This window comes from Pseudomonas putida, from assembly GCF_005080685.1.
GTDB lineage: Bacteria > Pseudomonadota > Gammaproteobacteria > Pseudomonadales > Pseudomonadaceae > Aquipseudomonas > Aquipseudomonas putida_V.
This window is the reverse complement of sequence record NZ_CP039371.1, coordinates 1,832,647-1,854,153: the sequence shown is the minus strand read 5'-3', so window position 1 is coordinate 1,854,153 and position 21,507 is coordinate 1,832,647. Positions and strand designations below refer to the sequence as shown.

The window sequence follows — 21,507 nt, the reverse complement described above, 5'->3', positions numbered from 1 at the left end:
GACCCTTCGTCGCATTACTAGATATTTCCTGCAGTGCCCAACACCCATGGCGATTCGCCAACAGTGCAGGGCAAACCCCGATCATAGGCGGCTCTAGCCTAAACAAGGTTGAGTCGCATTTATTTACTTATCCTTTCACCCTATGAAAGGTTACGTCCTTATGACAAATCGATCATTCCCAGGGCGATCTGCTTTCGATAGAACTGGTCTCAGGCCACTTCGCAATGAGGCGGCACTTTCAGCTCGCGACGCCGGCAGCGAGCGCAAACCGGCAGAAAGACTCTGCCCGGCCTCAGTGAGGCCGACGGGACATTACAGTCAACAAGTGAGGGCAACACCCTATGAGAAGACTTAAGCGTGATCCGTTGGAAAGAGCATATTCACGTGGCTACCAATACGGGGTCACCGGCAAATCCCGCGAACTTTGCCCCTTCAATCTTCCTTCAGTTCGCCAAGCCTGGATCAACGGCTGGCGCGAAGGTCGCGGTGATAACTGGGACGGAATGACTGGCACCGCTGGCATCCATAGACTCAACGAAAATCACGCCGTTGGCTGAACGAGGACATTGAATTCGAGTCACCATGCGCGCCCCATCCGGGCGGCGGGCTAAGGCCCAGGGGCCCCTTGATGGGGCCCTTTTTTATGCGCCTCTCACCCCTTCGGCATCGCCGCGATGGCATCCACCGCCTCGCGAATCAGCGCAGGCCCCTTGTAGATGAAGCCCGAATAGATCTGCACGAGGCTGGCCCCGGCGGCAATCTTCTCGGCAGCGTGACGCCCTTCGGTAATCCCGCCCGCGGCGATGATCGGCATCTTGCCGGCCAGCTCACCGGACAAGATCTTGACCGTGTGCGTGCTCTTCTCCAGCACTGGCGCGCCCGACAGACCACCCGCCTCGCCACCATGGGCCAGCCCTTCGACCCCTTCGCGGCCCAGGGTGGTGTTGGTGGCGATCACCGCGTCCATTCCCGACGCCAGCAAGGCGCCAGCGACCAGGGCCGTTTCCTCGTCGGTCATGTCCGGCGCGATCTTGATCGCCAGCGGCACACGCTTGCCGTGCAAGGTGGCCAGTTGCTCGCGGCGCTCGGCCAGGGCATCGAGCAACTGCTTGAGCGAATCACCGAACTGCAGGCTGCGCAGGCCGGGGGTGTTCGGCGAGCTTACGTTGACGGTGATATAGCTGGAAGCGGTGTAGACCTTGTCCAGGCAGATCAGGTAGTCGTCCACAGCCCGCTCGACCGGGGTGTCGAAGTTCTTGCCGATGTTGATGCCCAGCACGCCGTTGTAACGCGAGGCGCGAACGCGCTCGAGCAGGTGATCGACGCCCAGGTTGTTGAAGCCCATGCGGTTGATGATCGCCGTGGCCTCTGGCAGGCGGAACAACCGCGGCTTGGGGTTGCCCGGCTGTGGCCGCGGCGTCACGGTGCCGATCTCGACGAAACCGAAGCCCAACTGGGCGAAACCGTCGATGGCCGCACCATTCTTGTCCAGGCCCGCGGCCAGGCCCACCGGGTTGGCGAAGTTCAAGCCCATGACGCTCACCGGCAACGCCGCCGGCTGCTTGCACAGCACGCCGTTGAGGCCGAGGCGGCCACCGGCACCGATCAGGTCCAGGGAGAGGTCGTGGGAGGTTTCCGGAGAAAGCTTGAACAGCAGCTGGCGGGCCAGGGTATACATGGGCAGGCGAGGCTCGGGGGTGAGTGAGGGGGCGATTATAGCCAGCGCCGGCCTGGCATGACAGCAAATCCTCCGGGCGCTTGGCACATGGGTTGCTTCGTTGCCAGCACACTGCCTATTCCGTACGGGCGAGGAAACCTGTGAACACGTCCCCCCTGGCAACACCCCTGGCTTGGCTCAACGGCAGCGACGCCCCGGAAAAACCCAGCCTCGATATCGGCTTCATGGCGCTGACCGATTGCGCCTCGGTGGTGGTCGCCGCCACCCAGGGCTTCGCCCAGCAGTACGGCCTGACCCTCAACCTCAAACGCCAGCACTCCTGGGCCGGCCTGCGCGACAAGCTGGTCAGCGGCGAGCTGGATGCCGCCCACTGCCTGTACGGCCTGGTCTATGCCGTGCACCTGGGCATCGGCGGCGTTCCGGCCAGCCCCATGGCGGTACTCATGGGCCTGAACCAGAATGCCCAGGCCATCAACCTGTCCCCGGCACTGCAGCGCAAGGGCGTGACCAGCCCTGAGGCACTCGCACGCCAAGTGCACCAACATGGCGCACGACTGACCTTCGCCCAGACCTTCCCCACCGGCACCCACGCCATGTGGCTGTACTACTGGCTCGCCAGCCAAGGCATCCATCCACTGCACGACGTCGACAGCGTGGTGGTCCCTCCTGCGCAGATGCTCGCCCACCTGGAAGCCGGGCGCATCGATGGCTTCTGCGTCGGCGAGCCCTGGTCGGCCGATGCCGTGGAACGCGGCCAGGGCTTCACCCTGGCGACCAGCCAGTCGATTTGGCCGGACCATCCGGAAAAGGTCCTGGGCTGCGCCCGGGCCTTCGTCGAGCAGTACCCCAACAGCGCTCGCGCCCTGATCAAGGCCATCCTTGCCGCCAGCCGTTTCATCGAACAAAGCGCGGACAACCGCCGCAGCACCGCGCAACTGTTGAGCGGCAGTGCCTATCTGGACACACCGCTGGCCAGCATCGAGCCACGCCTGCATGGCGACTACCACGACGGCCTCGGCAACCACTGGCAGGACCCGCACGGTCTGCGGGTGTTCGACCAGGGCCGGGCCAACCTGCCCTACCTGTCCGACGGCATGTGGTTCATGACCCAGTTCCGCCGTTGGGGCCTGCTGCGTGACGACCCCGACTACCTGGGCGTGGCGCGCGACGTCCAGCAACTGACGTTGTATCGCGAAGCCGCCGGCGCCCTTGCCGTGCCTTGCCCGGAACTGCCCATGCGCAGCAGCCTGCTGATCGACGGCACGCGCTGGGACGGCAGCGACCCCCATGGCTACGCCCGCAGCTTCCGCCTGCATGCCTTGGACGAGGCGCCCCGCGCCCATGTTGGCCGGTGAGGACGACGACCATGCTGCGCATCCTGCTGATCGACGATACCCAGATGAAACTCGGCCGCCTCAAGGCCGCGCTGAGCGAGGCCGGCTTCGAGGTCATCGAAGCCCCAGACTTGACCATCGACCTGCCAGCCTGCGTTGAAACGGTGCGTCCGGACGTGGTGCTGATCGATAGCGACTCACCTGGCCGCGACGTGATGGAACACGTGGTGCTGCTAAGCCGCGACCGGCCCAGGCCGATCGTGCTGTTCACCGACGAGCACGACCCTGGGGTGATGCGCCAGGCGATCCAGGCGGGGGTCAGCGCGTACATCGTCGAAGGCATCCACGCCGCGCGCCTGCAGCCGATCCTCGACGTGGCGATGGTCCGCTTCGAGAGCGACCAGGCACTCAAGGCGCAGTTGCAGGCCCGCGATCTGCAACTGGCCGAGCGCAAACGCATCGAGCAGGCCAAGGGCTTGTTGATGAAGATGAAGGACTGCAACGAGGAAGAGGCCTACACCCTGATGCGGCGCCAGGCCATGAGCCGCCAGCAGAAGCTGATCCAGGTCGCCGAACAGATCATCGCCATGCATGAAATGCTCGGCTAGCGCCATCCTTGTGGAAGCGGCCTTGTGTCGCGCCTGCAAAAGGCCGCAGGTGCCAAGTTGGCCCATCTCTTGCTGAAGATATCGCACCGGTAGCCAACGGCGGTTGCCCTCTCACATCCGACAAAGACGTCGCTCTCCCCTCCACCTGCGTGGAGCGGGTAGCGGCGTTTTTTTGTTCCGTTGCATTGCCGAATGAGGTGTTCGATGAGTACCAGCTTCTGGAAATCCGGGCATGTGCCCACGCTGTTCGCCGCGTTCCTCTATTTCGACCTGAGCTTCATGGTCTGGTACCTGCTCGGGCCTCTGGCGGTGCAGATTGCCGCCGACCTGCAGCTCAGCGCACAGCAGCGGGGGCTGATGGTGGCAACGCCCATTCTCGCCGGCGCCGTGCTGCGCTTTGCCATGGGCATGCTGGTCGATCGACTGTCGCCCAAGACCGCCGGGCTGATCGGCCAGATCGCGGTCATCTGCGCCCTGGCCGGCGCCTGGTACCTGGGTGTGCACACCTATGAACAAGCACTGCTGCTGGGCGTGTTTCTCGGCTTTGCTGGCGCCTCGTTCGCGGTATCGCTGCCGCTCGCCTCGCAATGGTATCCACCGCAGCACCAGGGCAAGGCCATGGGCATCGCCGGGGCCGGCAACTCGGGCACGGTATTCGCCGCCCTGCTGGCCCCGATGCTGGCCGCAGCCTTCGGCTGGAGCAACGTGTTCGGCTTTGCCCTGATCCCGCTGCTGCTGACCCTGCTGGTGTTCGCCCTGCTGGCGCGCAATGCCCCACAGCGCCCCAAGCCAAAAGCCATGGCCGACTACTTCAAGGCCCTCGGCGATCGCGACAGCTGGTGGTTCATGTTCTTCTACAGCGTCACCTTCGGCGGCTTCATCGGCCTGGCCAGCGCCTTGCCCGGCTATTTCAGCGACCAATACGGCCTGAGCCCGGTGACCGCCGGCTACTACACCGCCGCCTGCGTCTTCGCCGGTAGCCTCATGCGCCCGCTGGGCGGCGCCCTGGCCGACCGTTTCGGTGGCATCCGCACCCTGCTGGGCATGTACAGCGTGGCCGCCATCTGTATCGCCGCAGTCGGCTTCAACCTGCCCAGCGCCGCAGCGGCCCTGGCACTGTTCGTCAGCGCCATGCTCGGCCTCGGTGCCGGCAACGGCGCGGTATTCCAGCTGGTGCCACAACGCTTCCGCCAGGAAATCGGCGTGATGACCGGGCTGATCGGCATGGCCGGCGGCATCGGCGGCTTCCTCCTCGCTGCCGGCCTGGGCACCATCAAGCAGCACACCGGCGACTACCAGCTGGGCCTGTGGCTGTTCGCCAGCCTCGGCGTACTGGCCTGGTTCGGCCTGCACGGTGTCAAGCGTCGCTGGCGCACCACCTGGGGCTCGGCAGCCGTGACTGCGGCGCGGGTCTGAGACGTGACGATGAGCCTGCAGCTGAGTTTCGCCCAGGCCAGCGCTACCGGGCCGCGCGCGGAGAACCAGGACGCCCTGCGCCTGGTCACTCCGGGGCCGGAGCTGGCGGCGAGCAAGGGCTACCTGTTCGCCCTGGCCGATGGTGTCAGCCAGTGCGCTGACGGCGGCCTTGCAGCACGGGCCAGCCTGCAGGCGCTGGCGTTGGACTACTACGCCACACCCGCGACCTGGGGCGTGCCCCAGGCCCTGGACCGGCTGCTGAGCGCCCAGAACCGCTGGCTGCGTGCCCAAGGCAACGGCCAGCCGCTGCTCACCACCCTCAGCGCCTTGGTGCTGCGCGGGCGACGCTACACCTTGGCGCATGTCGGCGACTGCCGCGCCTATCGCTGGCATGACGGCCAGTTGCAGTGCCTGAGCGAAGACCATGTGTGGGACCAGCCCGGCATGCAGCATGTGCTCAAACGCGCCCTGGGCCTGGATCAGCATCTGCTGGTCGATTACCTCGAAGGCGAGCTGCAAGCGGGCGAGCGCTTCCTGCTGGTCAGCGACGGCGTCTGGGCCAGCCTGGGCGACCAGCACATCCAGTCGATACTGCGCGAGCAAGCCGACCCCCAGGTTGCCGTCGATACCCTGGTGGCCAGTGCCCACCACAATGGCAGCCAGGACAACGCCAGCGCCTTGCTGGTGCAGGTCGAGCAACTCGGTCCGGCCAACCTTGGCGACACCCTGGCGCAACTGAGCCAGTGGCCGCTGCCTGGCCCCCTGCGCGAGGGCCAGGCAATCGATGGCTGGCAGGTCGACAGCCTGCTGGCGCACAGCCGTCAATCGCTGCTCTACCGGGTTCGCGACCAACAAGGCCAGCCGTGGCTGCTCAAGACCTTGCCAGCCACTCGCGAAGAGCCCGGTGCCGTTCAGGGCCTGCTGCTGGAGGAGTGGTTCCTGCGCCGCGTGGCTGGGCGCCATTTCCCCGAACTGCACGCCGGCAGCCAGCGCCAGCACCTGTACTACGTGATGCGCGAGTACAGCGGCCGCAACCTCGCCGAGATATTCGCAGAGCACGGCCCCCTGCCGCTGCCGCAATGGTTGGAGGTAGCCCGCCAGCTCCTACACGCGGTGGGTGTGCTGCACCGGCGCAACCTGGTGCACCGCGACATCAAGCCCGACAACCTGCACCTGGGCCAGGATGGCCAACTTCGTCTGCTGGATTTCGGCCTGGCGTACTGCCCAGGCTTGTCCGAAGACCTGCCGTTCGAGGTCCCGGGCACACCGTCGTTCATCGCCCCCGAGTCGTTCGAGGGGCAGCCTCCCAGCCCGCGCCAGGACCTCTATGCCGTGGGCGTGAGCCTGTACTACCTGTTGACCGGCCACTACCCGTACGGCGAAGTCGAGGCCTTCCAACGGCCACGCTTCGGCCAGCCGGTCAATGCCGCGCGCTATCGCCCCGACCTGCCGGAATGGCTGCAACACAACCTGCAGCAGGCCGTGGCGGTAGCCCCGGCGCAACGTTTCGAGACCGCCGAGCAATGGTTGTTGTTGCTCGAACGCGGCGAACGCCAGGAACTGCCCGACCGACCGCGCCCGCTGCTCGAGCGCGAGCCGCTGAAGGTATGGCGCACCCTGGCGCTACTGTCCTTGCTGCTGAACCTGATACTGCTGTTCATCCTGCTCAAGGGATGAAGGCGCCTTGCCGATGAGGAGTGCCGGGGATGCCGGTGGCAATGATCGAGAACGCTTCGCTGGCGCAGCAGCGCGAATGCCGTAGCGATGTATGGGCAATGGTCGAGACGGCCCAGGCGTTCGGACTGCGTAGCCCGGCGATTCTGGTGATTGGCGAGGTGGTTGGGGAACAGGTGGGCGAAGACCTGGCCGCAATGGCTGGGTAACGAGCCGGCACCGACAGCGCAAATTCCAGGCAAAGAAAAACCCGGCCGAGGCCGGGTTTTTCATTGAAGCGTCAAACCAATTACTTGGCCTGGGCTTCTACCTGAGCTTCAACGCGACGGTTGATAGCACGGCCTTCTTCGGTGGCGTTGTCGGCAACCGGACGGGTTTCGCCGTAGCCAACCGAGTCAACACGGCTCGATTCAACACCGTACTGCTGGGTCAGGACCTGCTTGACAGCGTTGGCACGACGCTCGGACAGCTTCTGGTTGTAAGCGTCTGGGCCGACGGAGTCAGTGTGACCTTCCACGGTGGTGGTGGTCTGTGGGTACTGCTTCATGAAGTCAGCCAGGTTCTTGATGTCGCCGTAGCTGTTTGGCTTGACGACCGACTTGTCGAAGTCGAACTTGACGTCCAGCTCAACGCGAACGACTTCGGCAACAGCCGGGCAGCCGTCGGCGTCAACGGTGACGTTGGCCGGGGTGTCAGGGCACTTGTCGACGTTGTCGCAAACGCCATCGTTGTCGCTGTCAGAGCAGACTTCGGCAACTGGAGCCGGAGCGACTTCAGCTTGCTTCGGGCTACCGCCGAAGTTCAGACCAACGCCAACGCTCGGGGCCCACTCGGTGTCGCCCTGGTCGATGTTGTACTGAGCTTCAACGCCGGCACGGGCGTAGAACATGTCGGTGATGTACCACTTGGCGCCAGCGCCGATGTTGGCGAAGGTGGAGTGGTCACGACCGCCACGGCCGGTCTGGCCCAGGCTCTGGTGCGAGAAACCAGCCGACACGTATGGACGGATGGCATCGTACGGGTTGTTGAAGTGGTAAACGGCGTCCAGGGCGGTGTTGGAGCCCTTGATGTTCTTGCCGTCGTCGCCACGAGCGTTGTGTACTTCGTCGTAGCCCAGACGCAGTTCGACGTCGTCGGTCAGGAAGTAACCGATGGAACCGCCGAACAGGTTGCCGTCGTTCTTGAAGTCGCGCTGGCTGTCGAAGAACTCTTTCTTGTAGAAGATTTCAGTCTCGACGGCGCCTTGACCTTGTGCCATAGCGCCAATCGAAGTGGCGGCTACAAGCGAACCAATGGCCAAGCCCAAGGTGTTTTTCAATTTCATCCGTTAAATCCCCATCTGGTGATAGTTAAGCAGTCCCACCAACATCCGGGGGACAACTCGTCGGCAAGTCTAGCAGAACTCGCCGGTTGGTTAGAGATATTTCCTTTGGACTAAGTTTCATCCATCCCAGCGAATTTCTCTCTAAGCTTGTCTAGGGCGCGCTTGTAACGCATTTTGGTTGCGCTGAGCCCCATGTGCATGATATCGGCGATCTCCTGAAATTCCAGTTCCGCGACAAAACGAAGCACCAGAATTTCCCGATCGATCGGGTTCACATGCACTAACCACTTGTCCAGCCCGCCCTTTTCCTCGGCCTTCGGTGCCTTGTCCTCGGACGCCTCTTCTACAGGGTCCAGGCTCAATGCATCCATCAACCGACGCTTGCGACGCTCCTTGCGGTACTGGGTGATGCACTCGTTGTAGGTGATGCTGTAGAGCCAGGTCTTGAACTTCGATTTGCCTTCGAAGTTCTTCAGCCCGTAGAGCACTTTGAGCATCACTTCCTGACAGACATCGTCAGCGTCACGGTCGTTCCCAAGGTAGCGTGAGCACACGTTGAACAGGGTGCGCTGGTAGCGCCGCATGAGCTCCTCATAGGCGCGGGTAACGTGATACAGCTCCTCATGCGAACGCGCCACCAACTCCTCATCGGTGAGTTCGCGGGGGTCATAACGCATGGGCGGCGAATGAACTTTATTCAAAACGGATCTGGCCGACAGTCAGGTCAATGTCGCCGCTCGGCCCCTCTGGGCCGATTTTCGCGGCGGCATACATTAACAGCTTTTGTGCGGTTAGCGGCTATTGACTCGCTGCTCTAGCAACACACGATTGGACAACGACACCAGTTCGCCATCATCGGTCAGCAACGTTGTCTTGACCGTGCCAATCTCTTCGATCTGCCCTTCGACCTCTCCAATCTGCACCTGCTGGCCAACTTGATAGAGTTCACGAACATAAATGCCCGCCAGAATTTGCCCGGCGATTTCACGGCTGCCGAGGCCCATGGCCAGGGCCACGGCCAGACCAACGGTAATCAGGCCGATGACGATCACATGGTTGAGCAGGTCGGTCTTGACCTCCAACTGGCTGATCGCCACCGAAATGCTGATGATCACCACCAGGCCCTGGGCGATACGCCCCATGCCCGCAGCGTAGTCCAGGCCGATGCCCTCGGCGGCGCCACGCACCAGGCCGTTCACCAGTTGCGCCAGCAGCACGCCGGCCAGCAACACCAGGGCAGCACCGAACACCTTGGGCAGGTACAGGGCAAGCATGTCGAGGGTGGCGGAAACCCGCTCCAGGCCCAGCGATTCTGCCGCCGATACCAGGAAGATCAACAGCACGAACCAATAGACGATCTTGCCAATCAGTGTGGAAATCGGCACCTGGATGCCGGCGCGACCGAGCATCTTGGTCAGGCCAGTGCCGGCCATCAGGCGGTCCAGGCCGAACTTGGCCAGCAGCTTGGACAACAGGGTGTCGAGCAGCTTGGCCACCACGAAACCGAGCAGCACCACGACCAGCGCGCCGAACAGGTTGGGGATGAAGTTCGCCACCTTGGTCCAAAGGGCGGTCATGGCGGTGACCAGGCTCTGGGTCCAGAGATCGAGTTCCATATTCAATCGGCCTTATCAGCTTTGCTGCCCGCGGCAGCGTTGCGAGTAGAGTGTCGACGGACCGGCGCGACATGCGCCGAGCCGTTGTTCACGGCGATCAGCAGCGCCTGGCTCCAGCGGCCAAGCAAGCTGAACAGATCGCCAGCGCCGACCTGGCGGTTGGCGGTTTTCAGTACGCGACCCAGGCAGGCGGCGTCGTCCCGGTCCTGGCCGGACGGCGACGCCTTGAGCAGGTCGCGCAAGGATTCTTCAAACGGATCGTGCATGGGCACCTCGCGCAATGTCTGTCAGAGACGAGACGGCCAGGCGATGGGTCACAACCTTCATACCCACCGCAGGCGACGGAACAGCCACCACTGCCCCACGGCCAACCCCAGCACGACAATGCAGGCGAACAGGAAACCGTAGGGATTCTGCGCCCCCGGAATGCCGCCGACATTGATGCCGAGCAAGCCTGTGACGAAACTCATGGGTAAAAAGATGCAGGTGATGATACCGAAGCGGAACATGGTCCGGTTCATGCGCTCGGCGCGTCGCCGGTCCTCGCTCTCAAGCACCAGTGCGGCCCGCTCCCGAGCCAGTTCGAGCTCCTCGAGATAGCGGATCAGGCTGTTGTTCAGCTCGTTCCAGTAATCGGCATCGGCCGGGGCGAACCAGCTCCACTTGCTGCGCGACAACTGCGCGTAGATTTCCCGCTGCGGGGCCAGGAAGCGTCGCAAGCCGGCTGCACGCCGGCGGATCTGCTGCAGGCTGCCATGCTCCGCGCCGGCACGCCTTGAAGAGTACCGTTCGTCGGATTCGAACTTTTCTTCCTCCAGATCAGCCAGCTCCGAGAGATCGCTGACCAGCGCCTGGACCTTTTCGGTCAACAACTCACCCATCAGCAGTAACAGTTCGGACGCCGATTTCGGCCCCCGCCCCTCTTCCAGCTGCTGGAGAACCTCTTCACTGGCGCGCAACGAACGCAAGCGCAGGGAAATGACCCGCTGCGCCTGGGCATGGATACGCACCGAGACCATGTCCTCGGGCTCGGCTCCGGGGTTCAGGTTGACTCCGCGCAGGAACAGCAGCAGTTGCTCGTCAGCCAGGGGCAACAAGCGTGGCCGGGTGTTTTCCTCCAGCAGCAAGTCACAGGCGAACTCGCTCAGGCCGCTGTCGTGCAGCAGCCAGGCACGGGTTTGCGGATGGCTGCGATCCCAGTGCAGCCACAGGCTTTCCTGCGGCTGCAGTTGCAGCGCGTCCAACTCGGTACGGGCGATCGAACGCGCGCCGCCTTTACCATCGAGCACCAGGGCATGCACCAGCCCCCACTGCGCGTTGTCTTCCTCGAACATTGACGCTCCATCAGCGCGTACGGCGCGTTACTCCGGCATTTTCAGCGGGCTTGGCGAGACGATCACACCATTGTTGTCGGCATACAGGTATTCGCCCGGGCGGAAGGTCACGCCCGCGAAGGTCACTGCCACATCGAGATCGCCCAGACCGCGCTTGTCGGTCTTCTTCGGGTGGCTGGCCAGGGCCTGTACGCCCACGTCGGTCTGGATCAGCACATCCACGTCGCGTACGCAGCCGTAGATCACCAGGCCTTCCCAGCCATTCTTGGCGGCCTTTTCGGCCAGCATGTCGCCGAGCAGCGCGCAGCGCAGGGAGCCACCACCATCGACCACCAGCACCTTGCCCTTGCCGTCGAGCTCGACCTGCTCCTTGACTCGCGAGTTGTCCTCGAAGCACTTGATGGTGACGATCTGGCCGCCGAAGGAATCGCGGCCACCGAAGTTGCTGAACATCGGCTCGAGCACCTGGACCAGGTCCGGGTAGGCATCGCACAGGTCGGGCGTAACGTAATGCTGCATGGCAAGCTCCTTGTCAGTCACAACGAAAACGGGTGTGGCGCTAGGCTACACCGGAGCGGTCGGTGCAGTCATCCCGGACCGGGCGGTCATTCAGGTTTGTCTGTAACGGCCCTGTCGCCGGCAAGCCGGCGCCCAGCGCCGCCACGTCGATCTGGGAACCTGTGGGAGCGGGCTTGTCCGCGAAAGGCCCGGCACGATCGACACACGATCACCCCGCCGGCACCGCCTCCGCCACCACTGTCGCTTCATGCACCGCCACCAACGGGTCGCGCAACCATCGCTCCACCAACGGCCAGACCTGCACCTGCGCCGCCTTGCTCACCAGCATGTCGACATGGCCAAACGCCTCGAAGCCTTCCTCGCGGCCCAGGCGCAGGAACTGCTTGCGCTCCCCGCCCAGTTGCTCGAACAGCTTGCGACACGCCCAAACCGGGTCCTGGAAATCACCGGCACCGGCCACGGCCAGCAACGGCACGTCGACCTCCGCCAGCCCCGCCCACCAATCTTCGCCCTTGTCGCCGAAGCGGCCGAACAGGCCGTGCCAGCGCATGCTCTCCAACGCCAGGCCGATCGGCTCATCCTCCGGGCCACGCTTGAGTCGCGAACCGGACAAATGCCCCCAGCGCTTGAGCAACAACTTCGCTCCCCACGCCAACGGCGGTACTTTCAATGGCCAATACACCCGGCTCACCTGACTGCCGAACAACGCCGCACTGGCCACCTGCCCGGCTTTCAGGTAGCCACCGCCCAACGCGGCGGCCAAGGTGGTGCCGCCCAGCGAATGGCCGATCCAATGCGGCATGCGCCCCGCCTGCTCCTGGACGAAAGCGGCGATCACCGGCAGGTCATGCCGGGCATAGTCGGCCACCCGGTTGCGCTGCCAGTCACGGTTGCGCGGCGACAGGCCGTGGCCGCGCATTTCCGGGATCCACACGTCGAAACCGGCACGTGCCAAGTGCGCGCCCAGGCCGATGCCCTTGGGCGAATACCAGAAGCGCCGGTTGGAAAAACTGCCGTGCAGGAGAATCACTGGCTCGCCATGGCTGCGAGCCTGATCAGCCAGCCCAAGGCGGGTAATGGCCAGCTCGACGCTCGGGTCCGGGCTGTTGCCTGCCTTGATCCGATACACGTCTTCGCTGAGGTCACCGCGACGCTCGGCACTGAGCAGGGCGACAGGAAATAGAGTGCTACTGCTTTGCATAGATGACTTGCACAAAAAAAGGGCGGGATCCATTGCTGGAACTCGCCCTGGATAAACCAGGCGCAGGCGCGCCAGGCACGCCTGCGCATTTCACGGCATCAGGCCGCGCCTTGGCCCTCGGCCAGGAAGAACCAGGTCTCGAGCACCGAGTCCGGATTCAGCGACACGCTTTCAATGCCCTGTTCCATCAGCCACTTGGCCAGGTCCGGGTGGTCCGATGGGCCCTGGCCGCAGATGCCGATGTACTTGCCGGCCTTATTACAGGCGGCAATCGCGTTGGCCAGCAGCTTTTTCACCGCAGGGTTACGCTCGTCGAACAGGTGAGCGATGATCCCGGAGTCGCGGTCCAGGCCCAGGGTCAGCTGGGTCAGGTCGTTGGAGCCGATCGAGAAGCCGTCGAAGTACTCGAGGAACTCCTCGGCCAGAATGGCGTTGGAGGGCAGCTCGCACATCATGATCACACGCAGGCCGTTGTCACCACGGGCCAGGCCGTTCTCGGCGAGCAGGTCGATCACCTGGCTGGCTTCGCCCAGGGTGCGCACGAACGGCACCATGATCTCGACGTTGGTCAGCCCCATCTCGTTGCGCACGCGCTTGAGCGCACGGCACTCGAGTTCGAAGCAGTCACGGAACGACTCGCTGATGTAGCGCGAGGCACCGCGGAAGCCCAGCATCGGGTTCTCTTCTTCCGGCTCGTACAGCTTGCCGCCGATCAGGTTGGCGTACTCGTTGGACTTGAAGTCCGACAGGCGCACGATGACCTTTTTCGGGTAGAAGGCCGCAGCCAGGGTGCTGATGCCCTCGACCAGCTTCTCGACATAGAAACCGACCGGATCGTCATAGCCAGCGATACGCTTGTCGACGCTGTCCTTGAGTTCAGCCGGCAGGCCTGCATAGTTCAGCAGCGCCTTGGGGTGCACGCCGATCATGCGGTTGATGATGAATTCCAGGCGTGCCAGGCCTACACCGGCGTTAGGCAGCTGGGCGAAGTCGAAGGCGCGGTCCGGGTTGCCGACGTTCATCATGATCTTGAACGGCAGCTCGGGCATGGCGTCCACCGAGTTCTGCTTGATGTCGAAGCCCAGTTCACCCTCGAAGATGAAGCCGGTGTCGCCTTCGGCGCAGGACACGGTCACGCCCTGGCCATCCTTGAGCAGCTGGGTGGCGTTACCACAGCCGACCACGGCGGGGATGCCCAGTTCACGGGCGATGATCGCCGCGTGGCAGGTGCGCCCGCCACGGTTGGTGACGATGGCGGCAGCACGTTTCATGACCGGCTCCCAGTCCGGGTCGGTCATGTCGGAAACCAGCACGTCACCTGGCTGTACCTTGTCCATTTCGGACACGTCGTTGATCACACGGACCTTGCCGGCGCCGATGCGCTGGCCGATGGCACGACCCTCGACGAGGACGGTGCCCTTCTCCTTGAGCAGGTAGCGCTCCATGACGTTGGCGCTGGCGCGGCTCTTCACGGTCTCGGGGCGCGCCTGGACGATGTACAGCTTGCCGTCGTCACCGTCCTTGGCCCACTCGATGTCCATCGGGCGCTGGTAGTGCTGCTCGATGATCAGGGCCTGCTTGGCCAGCTCGTTGACCTCGTCGTCGCTCAGGCAGAAGCGGGCCCGATCGGCGCGGTCCACTTCGACGGTCTTGACCGAGCGACCGGCCTTGGCTTCGTCGCCGTAGACCATCTTGATCGCCTTGCTGCCCAGGTTGCGGCGCAGGATGGCCGGGCGGCCGGCCTGCAGGGTGTTCTTGTGCACGTAGAATTCGTCAGGGTTGACCGCACCCTGTACCACGGTTTCACCCAGGCCGTAGGCGCCAGTGATGAACACCACGTCACGGAAGCCCGATTCGGTATCGAGGGTGAACATCACGCCGGCGGTGCCGGTTTCGGAACGGACCATGCGCTGCACGCCAGCGGACAGGGCTACCAGCTTGTGGTCGAAGCCCTGGTGCACGCGGTAGGCGATGGCACGGTCGTTGAACAGCGAGGCGAACACTTCCTTGGCCGCGCGGATCACGTTGTCGACGCCACGGATGTTGAGGAAGGTTTCCTGCTGGCCGGCGAACGAGGCGTCCGGCAAGTCTTCGGCGGTGGCCGAGGAACGCACGGCCACGGCCATGTTGTCGTTGCCCTTGGACATTTCGGCGAAGGCGGTTCGGATTTCCGAATCCAGGCGAGCTGGGAATTCGGCGTCCATCACCCACTGGCGGATCTGCGCGCCAGTCTTGGCCAGGGCGTTGACGTCATCGACGTCCAGCGCATCGAGCGCGGCGTGGATACGGTCGTTCAGCCCGCTCTGTTCGAGGAAATCGCGGTACGCCTGAGCCGTAGTGGCAAAGCCGCCCGGCACCGAGACGCCGGCACCGGCAAGATTACTGATCATCTCGCCCAGGGATGCGTTCTTGCCCCCCACATGCTCCACATCATGGACGCCGAGCTTATCGAGGGAAACTACGTACTCTACCAAGGTGATCTCTCCACTTCTGTATGGGAAACGCTCAAGGGCGCCGGCCTGCCTCTATGACTTGACCGGGCGCTTGTGGCCTGTACCTGGAAAATAAGTGAGAATGCCGACAGCCACGTTCGGCAAACCGAACTTATCATATCCAAGATTTGTCATCAGCTTAAGGCCCAGATCGCAAATGAAACGAACCGCGTTCTTCATCTCCGACGGCACCGGCATCACGGCCGAAACCCTGGGCCAAAGCTTGCTAGCGCAGTTCGATAGCATTCCTTTCAATAAATTCACCCGTCCGTACATCGATACGCCGGACAAAGCGCGGACCATGGTGGCGCAAATCAACGCCGCCGCCGAACGCGACGGCATGCGGCCAATCATCTTCGACACCATCGTCAATCAGGACATCCGTGAGATCCTGGCTACGTCGAACGGCTTCATGATCGACATCTTTTCCACGTTTTTATCCCCACTTGAGCAAGAATTAACTGCCCATTCGTCGTATTCCGTCGGAAAATCCCACTCGATCGGTGGAAATTCCAACTATATGGAGCGCATCGAGGCGGTGAATTTCGCCCTCGACAACGACGATGGCGCTCGCACCCACTATTACGACAAGGCCGACCTGATCCTGGTCGGCGTGTCGCGCTGCGGCAAGACCCCGACCTGCCTGTACATGGCCATGCAGTTCGGTATCCGGGCGGCCAACTACCCGCTCACCGAGGACGACATGGAGCGCCTGCAGTTGCCGACGGTGCTGAAGAAGTACCAGCACAAGCTGTTCGGCCTGACCATCGATCCCGACCGGCTCACCGCCATCCGCCACGAGCGCAAGCCCAATAGCCGCTATTCGAGCTTCGCCCAGTGCGAATTCGAGGTACGCGAGGTGGAGAACCTGTTCCGCCGGGAGAACATTCCCAACATCAACTCCACACATTTCTCGGTGGAGGAGATTTCCGCGAAAATCCTGGTGGAAAAAGGCGTGGAGCGCAGGTTCAAGTAGGCATCAACCTGTAGGAGCGGCAATGGGTCGCCTACGACCCCCCCCGGCATCAAGGCCGTAATGCTGTTCACTTAAGATTGCCGGGGCTGCTGCGCAGCCCATCGCGACACAAGGCCGCTCCCACAATGACCGTGAAAGCCTCTATCTACAGGGCAAGCACGGACAATGTGGGAGCGGCCTTGGGTCGCGAAAGGGCTGCGCAGCAGCCCCGGCACTCTTAAGTGAACAGCGTTAGGCATCACGGCCGGGGTTTTTCGTTTGCAGCTACGCTCAGGACGGCACCACCACCGCCTGTCCGCTCATCGCCAGGTCGACCAGCTCGCGGTTGGCTACCGCATACATCGCATAGTCGGTGCCGGTGGCGTTGCGCAGGTCGTCGAGCATGGCCCGCCAGCGTTCGACCATCACTCTGTGCTGCTCGGCCCACAACGCCACCCGGGCGTTGATGTCCTCTGGCGCATCGGCCATCTGCAGCACGGAAATGGTGATCGCCCGCTGCTGCAGGTCGATGTCGTCGCGGAACGCTTCGCGGGCCAATGCCTGCCAGTTGTTCTCCACCGGCAGGTTGCTGATTTCCTGCAGGTACCAGGTCAGGTCCAGTGCACTGCCGACGGCGAAGAACGCCTTGGCCACCTGTGCCGGTTCATGCCCGGTGACATCCGCCGCCTCGATGATCGGCAGCAGCGTGTAGAGATGACTGGTACCGGCGACCATGCGCGCCAGCAGTTCCGGCACGCCCGCGGCGACGAAGCTCTGGTAGCGCACCATCCAGCGCTCGCGGGTCGGCCCCTCCAGCAATTCGTCGAGCTTGAGCCCCAACTGCGCGATCTTCGGCCCGAAGTGCGCCGCATCGCGCCCGGCATCCTGCTCGTTGCGGCGGCTGCGCAGGAACCAGCGGGTGGCCCGACGCCCCAGGCGCATCAGCTCGTCCATCAAGGTCAGCTGGATCTCGGCCGGCACCTGGTAGTCCAGCGCCTCGATCTGGCGGAACCAGTGCGGCAGGTGGAAGATGTCGCGCACGATCACGTAGGCCCCAGCGACATTGGCCGGGCTCATGCCAGTGGACTCCTTCAGGCGCTGTACGAAAGTGATGCCCATGTTGTTGACCAGATCGTTGGCAATCTGGGTGCTGACGATCTCGCGCTTGAGGCGATGACGGCGCATGGCCTCGGCGAACTTGCTGACCAGCGACGGCGGGAAAGCAGTCTCCATGTCGCGGGTCAGGTAGTCGTCGTCAGGTACCTGCGACTTGAGCAGTTGCTCCTTGAGGTCGATCTTACTGTAGGAAATCAGTACCGACAGCTCGGCGCGGGTCAGCCCCTGGCCGGCCGCCAGGCGCTCGGCCAGCAGCTCCTCGGTGGGCAGGAACTCGATGGCCCGGTCGAGCTTGCCGCGGCCCTCGAGGTCAGCCATTAGGCGCTTGTACTCGGCGATCCGCTCGCGGGCGCGGCGGGCAGCCAGCGACAGCGCCTGGGTCTGCTTGTAGTTGTTGCCCAGCACCAGCGTGGACACTTCGTCGGTCATGCTACCCAGCAGCTGGTTACGCTGCTTCTCGGTCATGTCGCCGCCCTGCACCACTTCGTTGAGCAGGATCTTGATGTTGACCTCATGGTCGGAGCAGTCCACGCCGCCGGCATTGTCGATGAAGTCGGTGTTGGTGGCGCCGCCATGCAGCCCGAACTCGACACGGCCAAGCTGGGTCATGCCCAGGTTGCCGCCCTCCCCCACCACCTTGCAGCGCAGCTCGTCACCATCGACGCGCAAGGCGTCGTTGGCCTTGTCGCCAACATCGGCATGGCTTTCGCTGCTGGCCTTGACATAGGTACCGATGCCGCCGTTCCACAGCAGGTCCACCGGCGCCTTGAGCAGCGCATGCAGCAGCTCGGTCGGCGTCAGGCGATCGGCTTCGATGGCGAAGCGCTCTTTCATCTGTGCGCTGATGGCGATGCTCTTGGCGCTGCGAGTGAAGATGCCGCCGCCTTCGGACATGATGCTGGTGTCGTAGTCGCTCCAGGCCGAACGCGGCAGGTCGAACAGGCGCTGACGCTCGGCGAAGCTGCTGGCCGGGTCCGGGTTGGGGTCGATGAAGATGTGCAGATGGTTGAACGCCGCCACCAGTTGCAGCTTGTCGGACATCAACAGGCCGTTGCCGAACACGTCGCCGGCCATGTCGCCGATACCGATCACGGTGATCGGATCCTGCTGCACGTTGATGCCGCGCTCGCGGAAGTGGCGCTGCACGCCAACCCACGCGCCACGGGCGGTGATACCCATCTTCTTGTGGTCGTAGCCGGCCGAGCCACCGGAGGCGAAGGCGTCGCCCAACCAGAAGCCATAATCGATGGCGATGCCGTTGGCGATGTCGGAGAAGGTCGCGGTGCCTTTGTCCGCCGCCACCACCAGGTAGGGGTCGTCGTCATCGTGACGGACCACGTTGGCCGGCGGCACCACGCCGCCATCCTTGAGGTTGTCGGTGATGTCGAGCAGACCACTGATGAAGATGCGGTAGCAAGCCACGCCCTCGGCGGCGATCTCGTCGCGGCTGCCGCCCAGTGGCAGGCGGCGCGGCAGGAACCCGCCCTTGGCGCCCACCGGCACGATCACCGAGTTCTTCACCTGCTGGGCCTTGACCAGGCCAAGCACCTCGGTACGGAAGTCTTCCTCGCGGTCCGACCAGCGCAAGCCGCCCCGGGCGACGTTGCCAAAGCGCAGGTGCACGCCCTCGACCCGCGGCGAATAGACGAATATCTCGAACTTGGGCACCGGCTTGGGCAGCTCGGGGATCAGCTTGGGATTGAACTTGAAGCTGAAGTACGACTTGGCCTGGCCATTGCCGTCGGGTTGGTAGAAGTTGGTGCGCAGGGTTGCCTTGATCAGGTCCAGGTAGCGACGCAGGATGCGGTCCTCGTTGAGCACCTGGACATCGTCCAGGGCAGTGAGAATCGCCTGCTCCAGGCGCTGCTGCTTGTCGTCCAGGTCATCCTGACCCAGCTTGCGCGCCAGGTAGAAGCGGGTCTTGAACAACCGGGTCAGCTCGCGGGCGATGTCGGTATGGTTGTTCAAGGTGCTGGCGATGTAGCCCAGGTCGAAGCCCAGGCGGATCTGCTTGAGGTAGCGGGCATAGGCGCGCAGTAGCGCCACGTCGCGCCACGGCAGGCCGGCGGTGAGCACCAGGCGGTTGAAGGCATCGTTTTCGGCGTCGCCGTTGACGATGTGCACGAAGGCGTCCTGCAGGGTGTCGTTGAGCTGCTGGATATCCAGGCTCAGGCCTTCGCTGTAGGTGAAGGCGAAGTCATGGATCCAGTATTCACGGCCGCTGGCGTGACGCAGCCGATAGGGGAACTCGCCGAGCACGCGCAGGCCGAGGTTCTCCAGGATCGGCAGCACATCGGACAGCGCCAGCGGGGTGTCGGCGTGGTACAGCTTGCAGTGCAGCAGGCGGTCGCCCAGGCGCGTCAGCGGCTGGTAGAAGCTCATGACCAGCGGTTTGCTTTCCGACAACGCCAGCACGTGTTGCAGGTCGACTACCGCCGAGTGCGCCGGGAAGCGCTCGCGATAGCCCGCCGGGAAGCCCTTGGGGAAGTCGCCGAGCACGTTGGTGCCCTGGGCTTCGCCGAGGTTCTCGATGACCAGCGCGGTGTAGTCGTCCTGCCACGAGCGGCAAGCCTGGACCACTTCCTTCTCCAACTGCTGCGGATCGATATCGATACGGTTTTTCGGATCGACCCGCAAAATGAGCTGCACTCGGGCCAGCACCGACTCGGAGAAGAAGGTCCAGAACTCGCAGTCGCTCGCCTTCAGGCGCTCCATCAGCACCTGCTGGATCTTCTGGCGCACCTCGGTGGAGTAGATTTCCCGTGGCACGTAGGCCAGGCAGTAACAGAAACGACCGTACGGGTCCTTGCGCAGGAACACGCGGATCTTGTTGCGCTCCTGGATCTGCACGATCGACATGACGGTGCTGAACAACTCGTCGATCGGCGTCTGGAACAGGTCGTCGCGCGGTAGCACCTCGAGCACCTGGGCCAGCTCCTTGCCCAGGTGCGCCTTGGCGTCGAAGCCCGAGCGGCGCTCGACCTCGGCAACCTTGACGCGGATATAGGGGATCGAGCGCACGCTTTCGCCATACACCGACGAGGTGTACAGGCCCATGAAGCGGCATTCCTTGATGACCTTACCTTCGGCGTTCAACTGGCGGATCGACACGTAGTCCGGGTAGGCCGGGCGGTGCACCCGGCTGGGCAGCGCAGCCTTGGCGAACGACAGCAGCAGCGGCTCGTTGAGGTAGGCCACGGCGTAGTCTTCGATGCGCAGGTCCTCGGCGGTCAGGCCCACGCGCAGGCGCCGTGGCAGGCCGAGGAACGATTGCGGGTCGTAGACCATCTGGCCGCCGTCGCTATCGGCCTGGACGGTGAATTCCTCGTAGCCGAGGAAGGTGAAATGGTTGTCCAGCAACCATTCGAGAAACGCCTTGACCTCGCCCTTGTCGTGCTGGGCAGGGCCGAACGCGGTCTGCTCGACCTGCGCCACCACCTCGCGCAGCTTGGCCTTCATCGGCTCGAAATCGGCCACCGCCACCCGCACCTCGGCCAGCACCTGCTCGATTTCACGGGCCAGCACCTGCAGTTCGGCGGCGTTGGCGCAACGGTCGATCTCCAGGAACATCAGCGACTCATGCTGCACGCCCTCGCCCTGGGTGCCCTTGGGCAGCAACTCGAGCAGCTCGCCCTTGGCGCCACGGCGCACGCTCAGCACGGTGGTCTGCAGGGTGTGGATGCTATAGCCGCGGCGATTGAGTTCGGTGCGCACCGAGTCGACCAGAAATGGCAGGTCGTGATGCAGCACCTCGACCACGCTGTGCGTCGACTGCCAGCCATTGCGTTCGTAGTCGGGGTTGTAGACCCGCACCTGGGGCTGCTCGGGGTCGAAGCGCTCGATGATGCGCCAGGCCGACAAGGTGCAGCCGGCAAGGTCTGACAGCCGCCGCTGGGTGAGTTCGTCCAGAGAGATGATGCCGAAGAACTGCTCGGCGAACAGGGCCACTTGTGGCAGTGCCTGTTCGCTGATGTGCTGCGCCAGGGCCGCTTGCAGTTGGTGCTGGAAGTCGGCTTTGCTGGCTGCGGTGAAGAACGCCATCTGTGGTACTCCGCTTGGGCTTTGTCGTAGTTGGAGCGTCGCATGCGTGCGCCGTACACGGATCAACGATAGCCAACCCGTGGCAAGGCGAACGGTGAAAACCAAGGCGTTGAACGTGAAGGCACGTTCATGGCTCGCCGAAGCTTAACGACTGAGCGGTCATCGCCGCTTGCGGTGCTGCGACAATTTCGGTCAAAGG

The 21,507-nt window shown here is 63.6% G+C and carries 16 protein-coding genes and 1 pseudogene; 7 read left to right on the top strand and 10 right to left on the bottom strand.

What is annotated here, in order from left to right:
* The first annotated feature begins 341 nt into the window (after positions 1 to 341).
* Positions 342 to 557 carry a ribosome modulation factor gene (gene rmf, locus E6B08_RS08830; protein ID WP_003248687.1) on the top strand — a complete coding sequence of 72 codons (216 nt, stop codon included), beginning with the start codon at positions 342 to 344 and terminating at the stop codon, positions 555 to 557.
* Between the two features lie 95 nt (positions 558 to 652).
* On the opposite strand, the gene E6B08_RS08825 is transcribed toward rmf, so the two are convergent.
* Complete coding sequence (locus E6B08_RS08825) at positions 653 to 1,678, bottom strand: quinone-dependent dihydroorotate dehydrogenase (protein ID WP_136913657.1); 1,026 nt, start codon at positions 1,676 to 1,678, stop codon at positions 653 to 655.
* Positions 1,679 to 1,818: 140 nt separating this feature from the next.
* Between E6B08_RS08825 and E6B08_RS08820 the strand changes: the two genes are divergently transcribed.
* The 5 genes and pseudogenes from E6B08_RS08820 to E6B08_RS08800 all read left to right on the top strand — a co-directional run.
* Positions 1,819 to 3,033 carry a CmpA/NrtA family ABC transporter substrate-binding protein gene (locus E6B08_RS08820; RefSeq protein ID WP_136913656.1) on the top strand — a complete coding sequence of 405 codons (1,215 nt, stop codon included), beginning with the start codon at positions 1,819 to 1,821 and terminating at the stop codon, positions 3,031 to 3,033.
* An 11-nt stretch (positions 3,034 to 3,044) separates the two neighbouring features.
* Complete coding sequence (locus E6B08_RS08815; protein WP_136913655.1) at positions 3,045 to 3,620, top strand: ANTAR domain-containing response regulator; 576 nt, start codon at positions 3,045 to 3,047, stop codon at positions 3,618 to 3,620.
* Between the two features lie 204 nt (positions 3,621 to 3,824).
* Positions 3,825 to 5,036, top strand: coding sequence for a nitrate/nitrite transporter (locus E6B08_RS08810; protein WP_136913654.1), 1,212 nt, complete (start codon positions 3,825 to 3,827; stop codon positions 5,034 to 5,036).
* A gap of 9 nt (positions 5,037 to 5,045) precedes the next feature.
* Positions 5,046 to 6,713 (top strand): bifunctional protein-serine/threonine kinase/phosphatase, encoded by a 1,668-nt coding sequence (locus tag E6B08_RS08805; RefSeq protein ID WP_136913653.1) that lies wholly within the window; start codon positions 5,046 to 5,048, stop codon positions 6,711 to 6,713.
* Positions 6,714 to 6,736: 23 nt separating this feature from the next.
* Positions 6,737 to 6,919: pseudogene (locus tag E6B08_RS08800) on the top strand (uroporphyrinogen-III C-methyltransferase); the annotation flags it as partial.
* An 80-nt stretch (positions 6,920 to 6,999) separates the two neighbouring features.
* Here the strand turns inward: E6B08_RS08800 and E6B08_RS08795 are convergent.
* The 8 genes from E6B08_RS08795 to ppsA all read right to left on the bottom strand — a co-directional run bounded on the left by E6B08_RS08795 (position 7,000) and on the right by ppsA (position 15,178).
* A complete protein-coding gene (locus E6B08_RS08795; protein ID WP_136913652.1) occupies positions 7,000 to 8,034 on the bottom strand; it encodes an OmpA family protein in 1,035 nt (344 codons plus the stop codon).
* Between the two features lie 110 nt (positions 8,035 to 8,144).
* A complete protein-coding gene (gene sigX, locus E6B08_RS08790; RefSeq protein WP_136913651.1) occupies positions 8,145 to 8,711 on the bottom strand; it encodes an RNA polymerase sigma factor SigX in 567 nt (188 codons plus the stop codon).
* Between the two features lie 114 nt (positions 8,712 to 8,825).
* On the bottom strand, positions 8,826 to 9,650 hold the full coding sequence (locus E6B08_RS08785) for a mechanosensitive ion channel family protein (protein ID WP_136913650.1): 825 nt from the start codon (positions 9,648 to 9,650) through the stop codon (positions 8,826 to 8,828).
* A gap of 2 nt (positions 9,651 to 9,652) precedes the next feature.
* Positions 9,653 to 9,916, bottom strand: coding sequence for a CrfX protein (locus E6B08_RS08780; protein ID WP_136913649.1), 264 nt, complete (start codon positions 9,914 to 9,916; stop codon positions 9,653 to 9,655).
* Between the two features lie 57 nt (positions 9,917 to 9,973).
* The gene (locus E6B08_RS08775; RefSeq protein WP_136913648.1) at positions 9,974 to 10,984 is read right to left on the bottom strand and encodes a zinc transporter ZntB; all 1,011 of its coding nucleotides are present in this window, start codon (positions 10,982 to 10,984) and stop codon (positions 9,974 to 9,976) included.
* Between the two features lie 27 nt (positions 10,985 to 11,011).
* Complete coding sequence (gene rraA, locus E6B08_RS08770) at positions 11,012 to 11,503, bottom strand: ribonuclease E activity regulator RraA (RefSeq protein WP_136913647.1); 492 nt, start codon at positions 11,501 to 11,503, stop codon at positions 11,012 to 11,014.
* 208 nt (positions 11,504 to 11,711) lie between these two features.
* Positions 11,712 to 12,737, bottom strand: a complete 1,026-nt coding sequence (locus E6B08_RS08765) for an alpha/beta fold hydrolase (RefSeq protein WP_136913646.1) — start codon at positions 12,735 to 12,737, stop codon at positions 11,712 to 11,714.
* Between the two features lie 65 nt (positions 12,738 to 12,802).
* Entirely contained in the window at positions 12,803 to 15,178 is a 2,376-nt protein-coding gene (gene ppsA, locus E6B08_RS08760) for a phosphoenolpyruvate synthase (protein ID WP_136913645.1), read from the bottom strand.
* 175 nt (positions 15,179 to 15,353) lie between these two features.
* Between ppsA and E6B08_RS08750 the strand changes: the two genes are divergently transcribed.
* Positions 15,354 to 16,172: a pyruvate, water dikinase regulatory protein gene (locus tag E6B08_RS08750; protein WP_136913644.1), complete on the top strand. Its 819-nt coding sequence runs from the start codon at positions 15,354 to 15,356 to the stop codon at positions 16,170 to 16,172.
* A 270-nt stretch (positions 16,173 to 16,442) separates the two neighbouring features.
* On the opposite strand, the gene E6B08_RS08745 is transcribed toward E6B08_RS08750, so the two are convergent.
* Entirely contained in the window at positions 16,443 to 21,308 is a 4,866-nt protein-coding gene (locus E6B08_RS08745; protein WP_136913643.1) for an NAD-glutamate dehydrogenase, read from the bottom strand.
* Positions 21,309 to 21,507: the final 199 nt, after the last annotated feature.

What these genes read in the sequence shown, in the direction of transcription:
- rmf (WP_003248687.1), top strand. Translation starts at nt 342, where the DNA reads ATGAGAAGACTTAAGCGTGATCCGTTGGAAAGAGCATATTCACGTGGC.
- E6B08_RS08825 (WP_136913657.1), bottom strand. Translation starts at nt 1,678, where the DNA reads ATGTATACCCTGGCCCGCCAGCTGCTGTTCAAGCTTTCTCCGGAAACC.
- E6B08_RS08815 (WP_136913655.1), top strand. Translation starts at nt 3,045, where the DNA reads ATGCTGCGCATCCTGCTGATCGACGATACCCAGATGAAACTCGGCCGC.
- E6B08_RS08810 (WP_136913654.1), top strand. Translation starts at nt 3,825, where the DNA reads ATGAGTACCAGCTTCTGGAAATCCGGGCATGTGCCCACGCTGTTCGCC.
- E6B08_RS08805 (WP_136913653.1), top strand. Translation starts at nt 5,046, where the DNA reads ATGAGCCTGCAGCTGAGTTTCGCCCAGGCCAGCGCTACCGGGCCGCGC.
- E6B08_RS08795 (WP_136913652.1), bottom strand. Translation starts at nt 8,034, where the DNA reads ATGAAATTGAAAAACACCTTGGGCTTGGCCATTGGTTCGCTTGTAGCC.
- sigX (WP_136913651.1), bottom strand. Translation starts at nt 8,711, where the DNA reads ATGCGTTATGACCCCCGCGAACTCACCGATGAGGAGTTGGTGGCGCGT.
- E6B08_RS08785 (WP_136913650.1), bottom strand. Translation starts at nt 9,650, where the DNA reads ATGGAACTCGATCTCTGGACCCAGAGCCTGGTCACCGCCATGACCGCC.
- E6B08_RS08780 (WP_136913649.1), bottom strand. Translation starts at nt 9,916, where the DNA reads ATGCACGATCCGTTTGAAGAATCCTTGCGCGACCTGCTCAAGGCGTCG.
- E6B08_RS08775 (WP_136913648.1), bottom strand. Translation starts at nt 10,984, where the DNA reads ATGTTCGAGGAAGACAACGCGCAGTGGGGGCTGGTGCATGCCCTGGTG.
- rraA (WP_136913647.1), bottom strand. Translation starts at nt 11,503, where the DNA reads ATGCAGCATTACGTTACGCCCGACCTGTGCGATGCCTACCCGGACCTG.
- E6B08_RS08765 (WP_136913646.1), bottom strand. Translation starts at nt 12,737, where the DNA reads ATGGATCCCGCCCTTTTTTTGTGCAAGTCATCTATGCAAAGCAGTAGC.
- E6B08_RS08750 (WP_136913644.1), top strand. Translation starts at nt 15,354, where the DNA reads ATGAAACGAACCGCGTTCTTCATCTCCGACGGCACCGGCATCACGGCC.
- E6B08_RS08745 (WP_136913643.1), bottom strand. Translation starts at nt 21,308, where the DNA reads ATGGCGTTCTTCACCGCAGCCAGCAAAGCCGACTTCCAGCACCAACTG.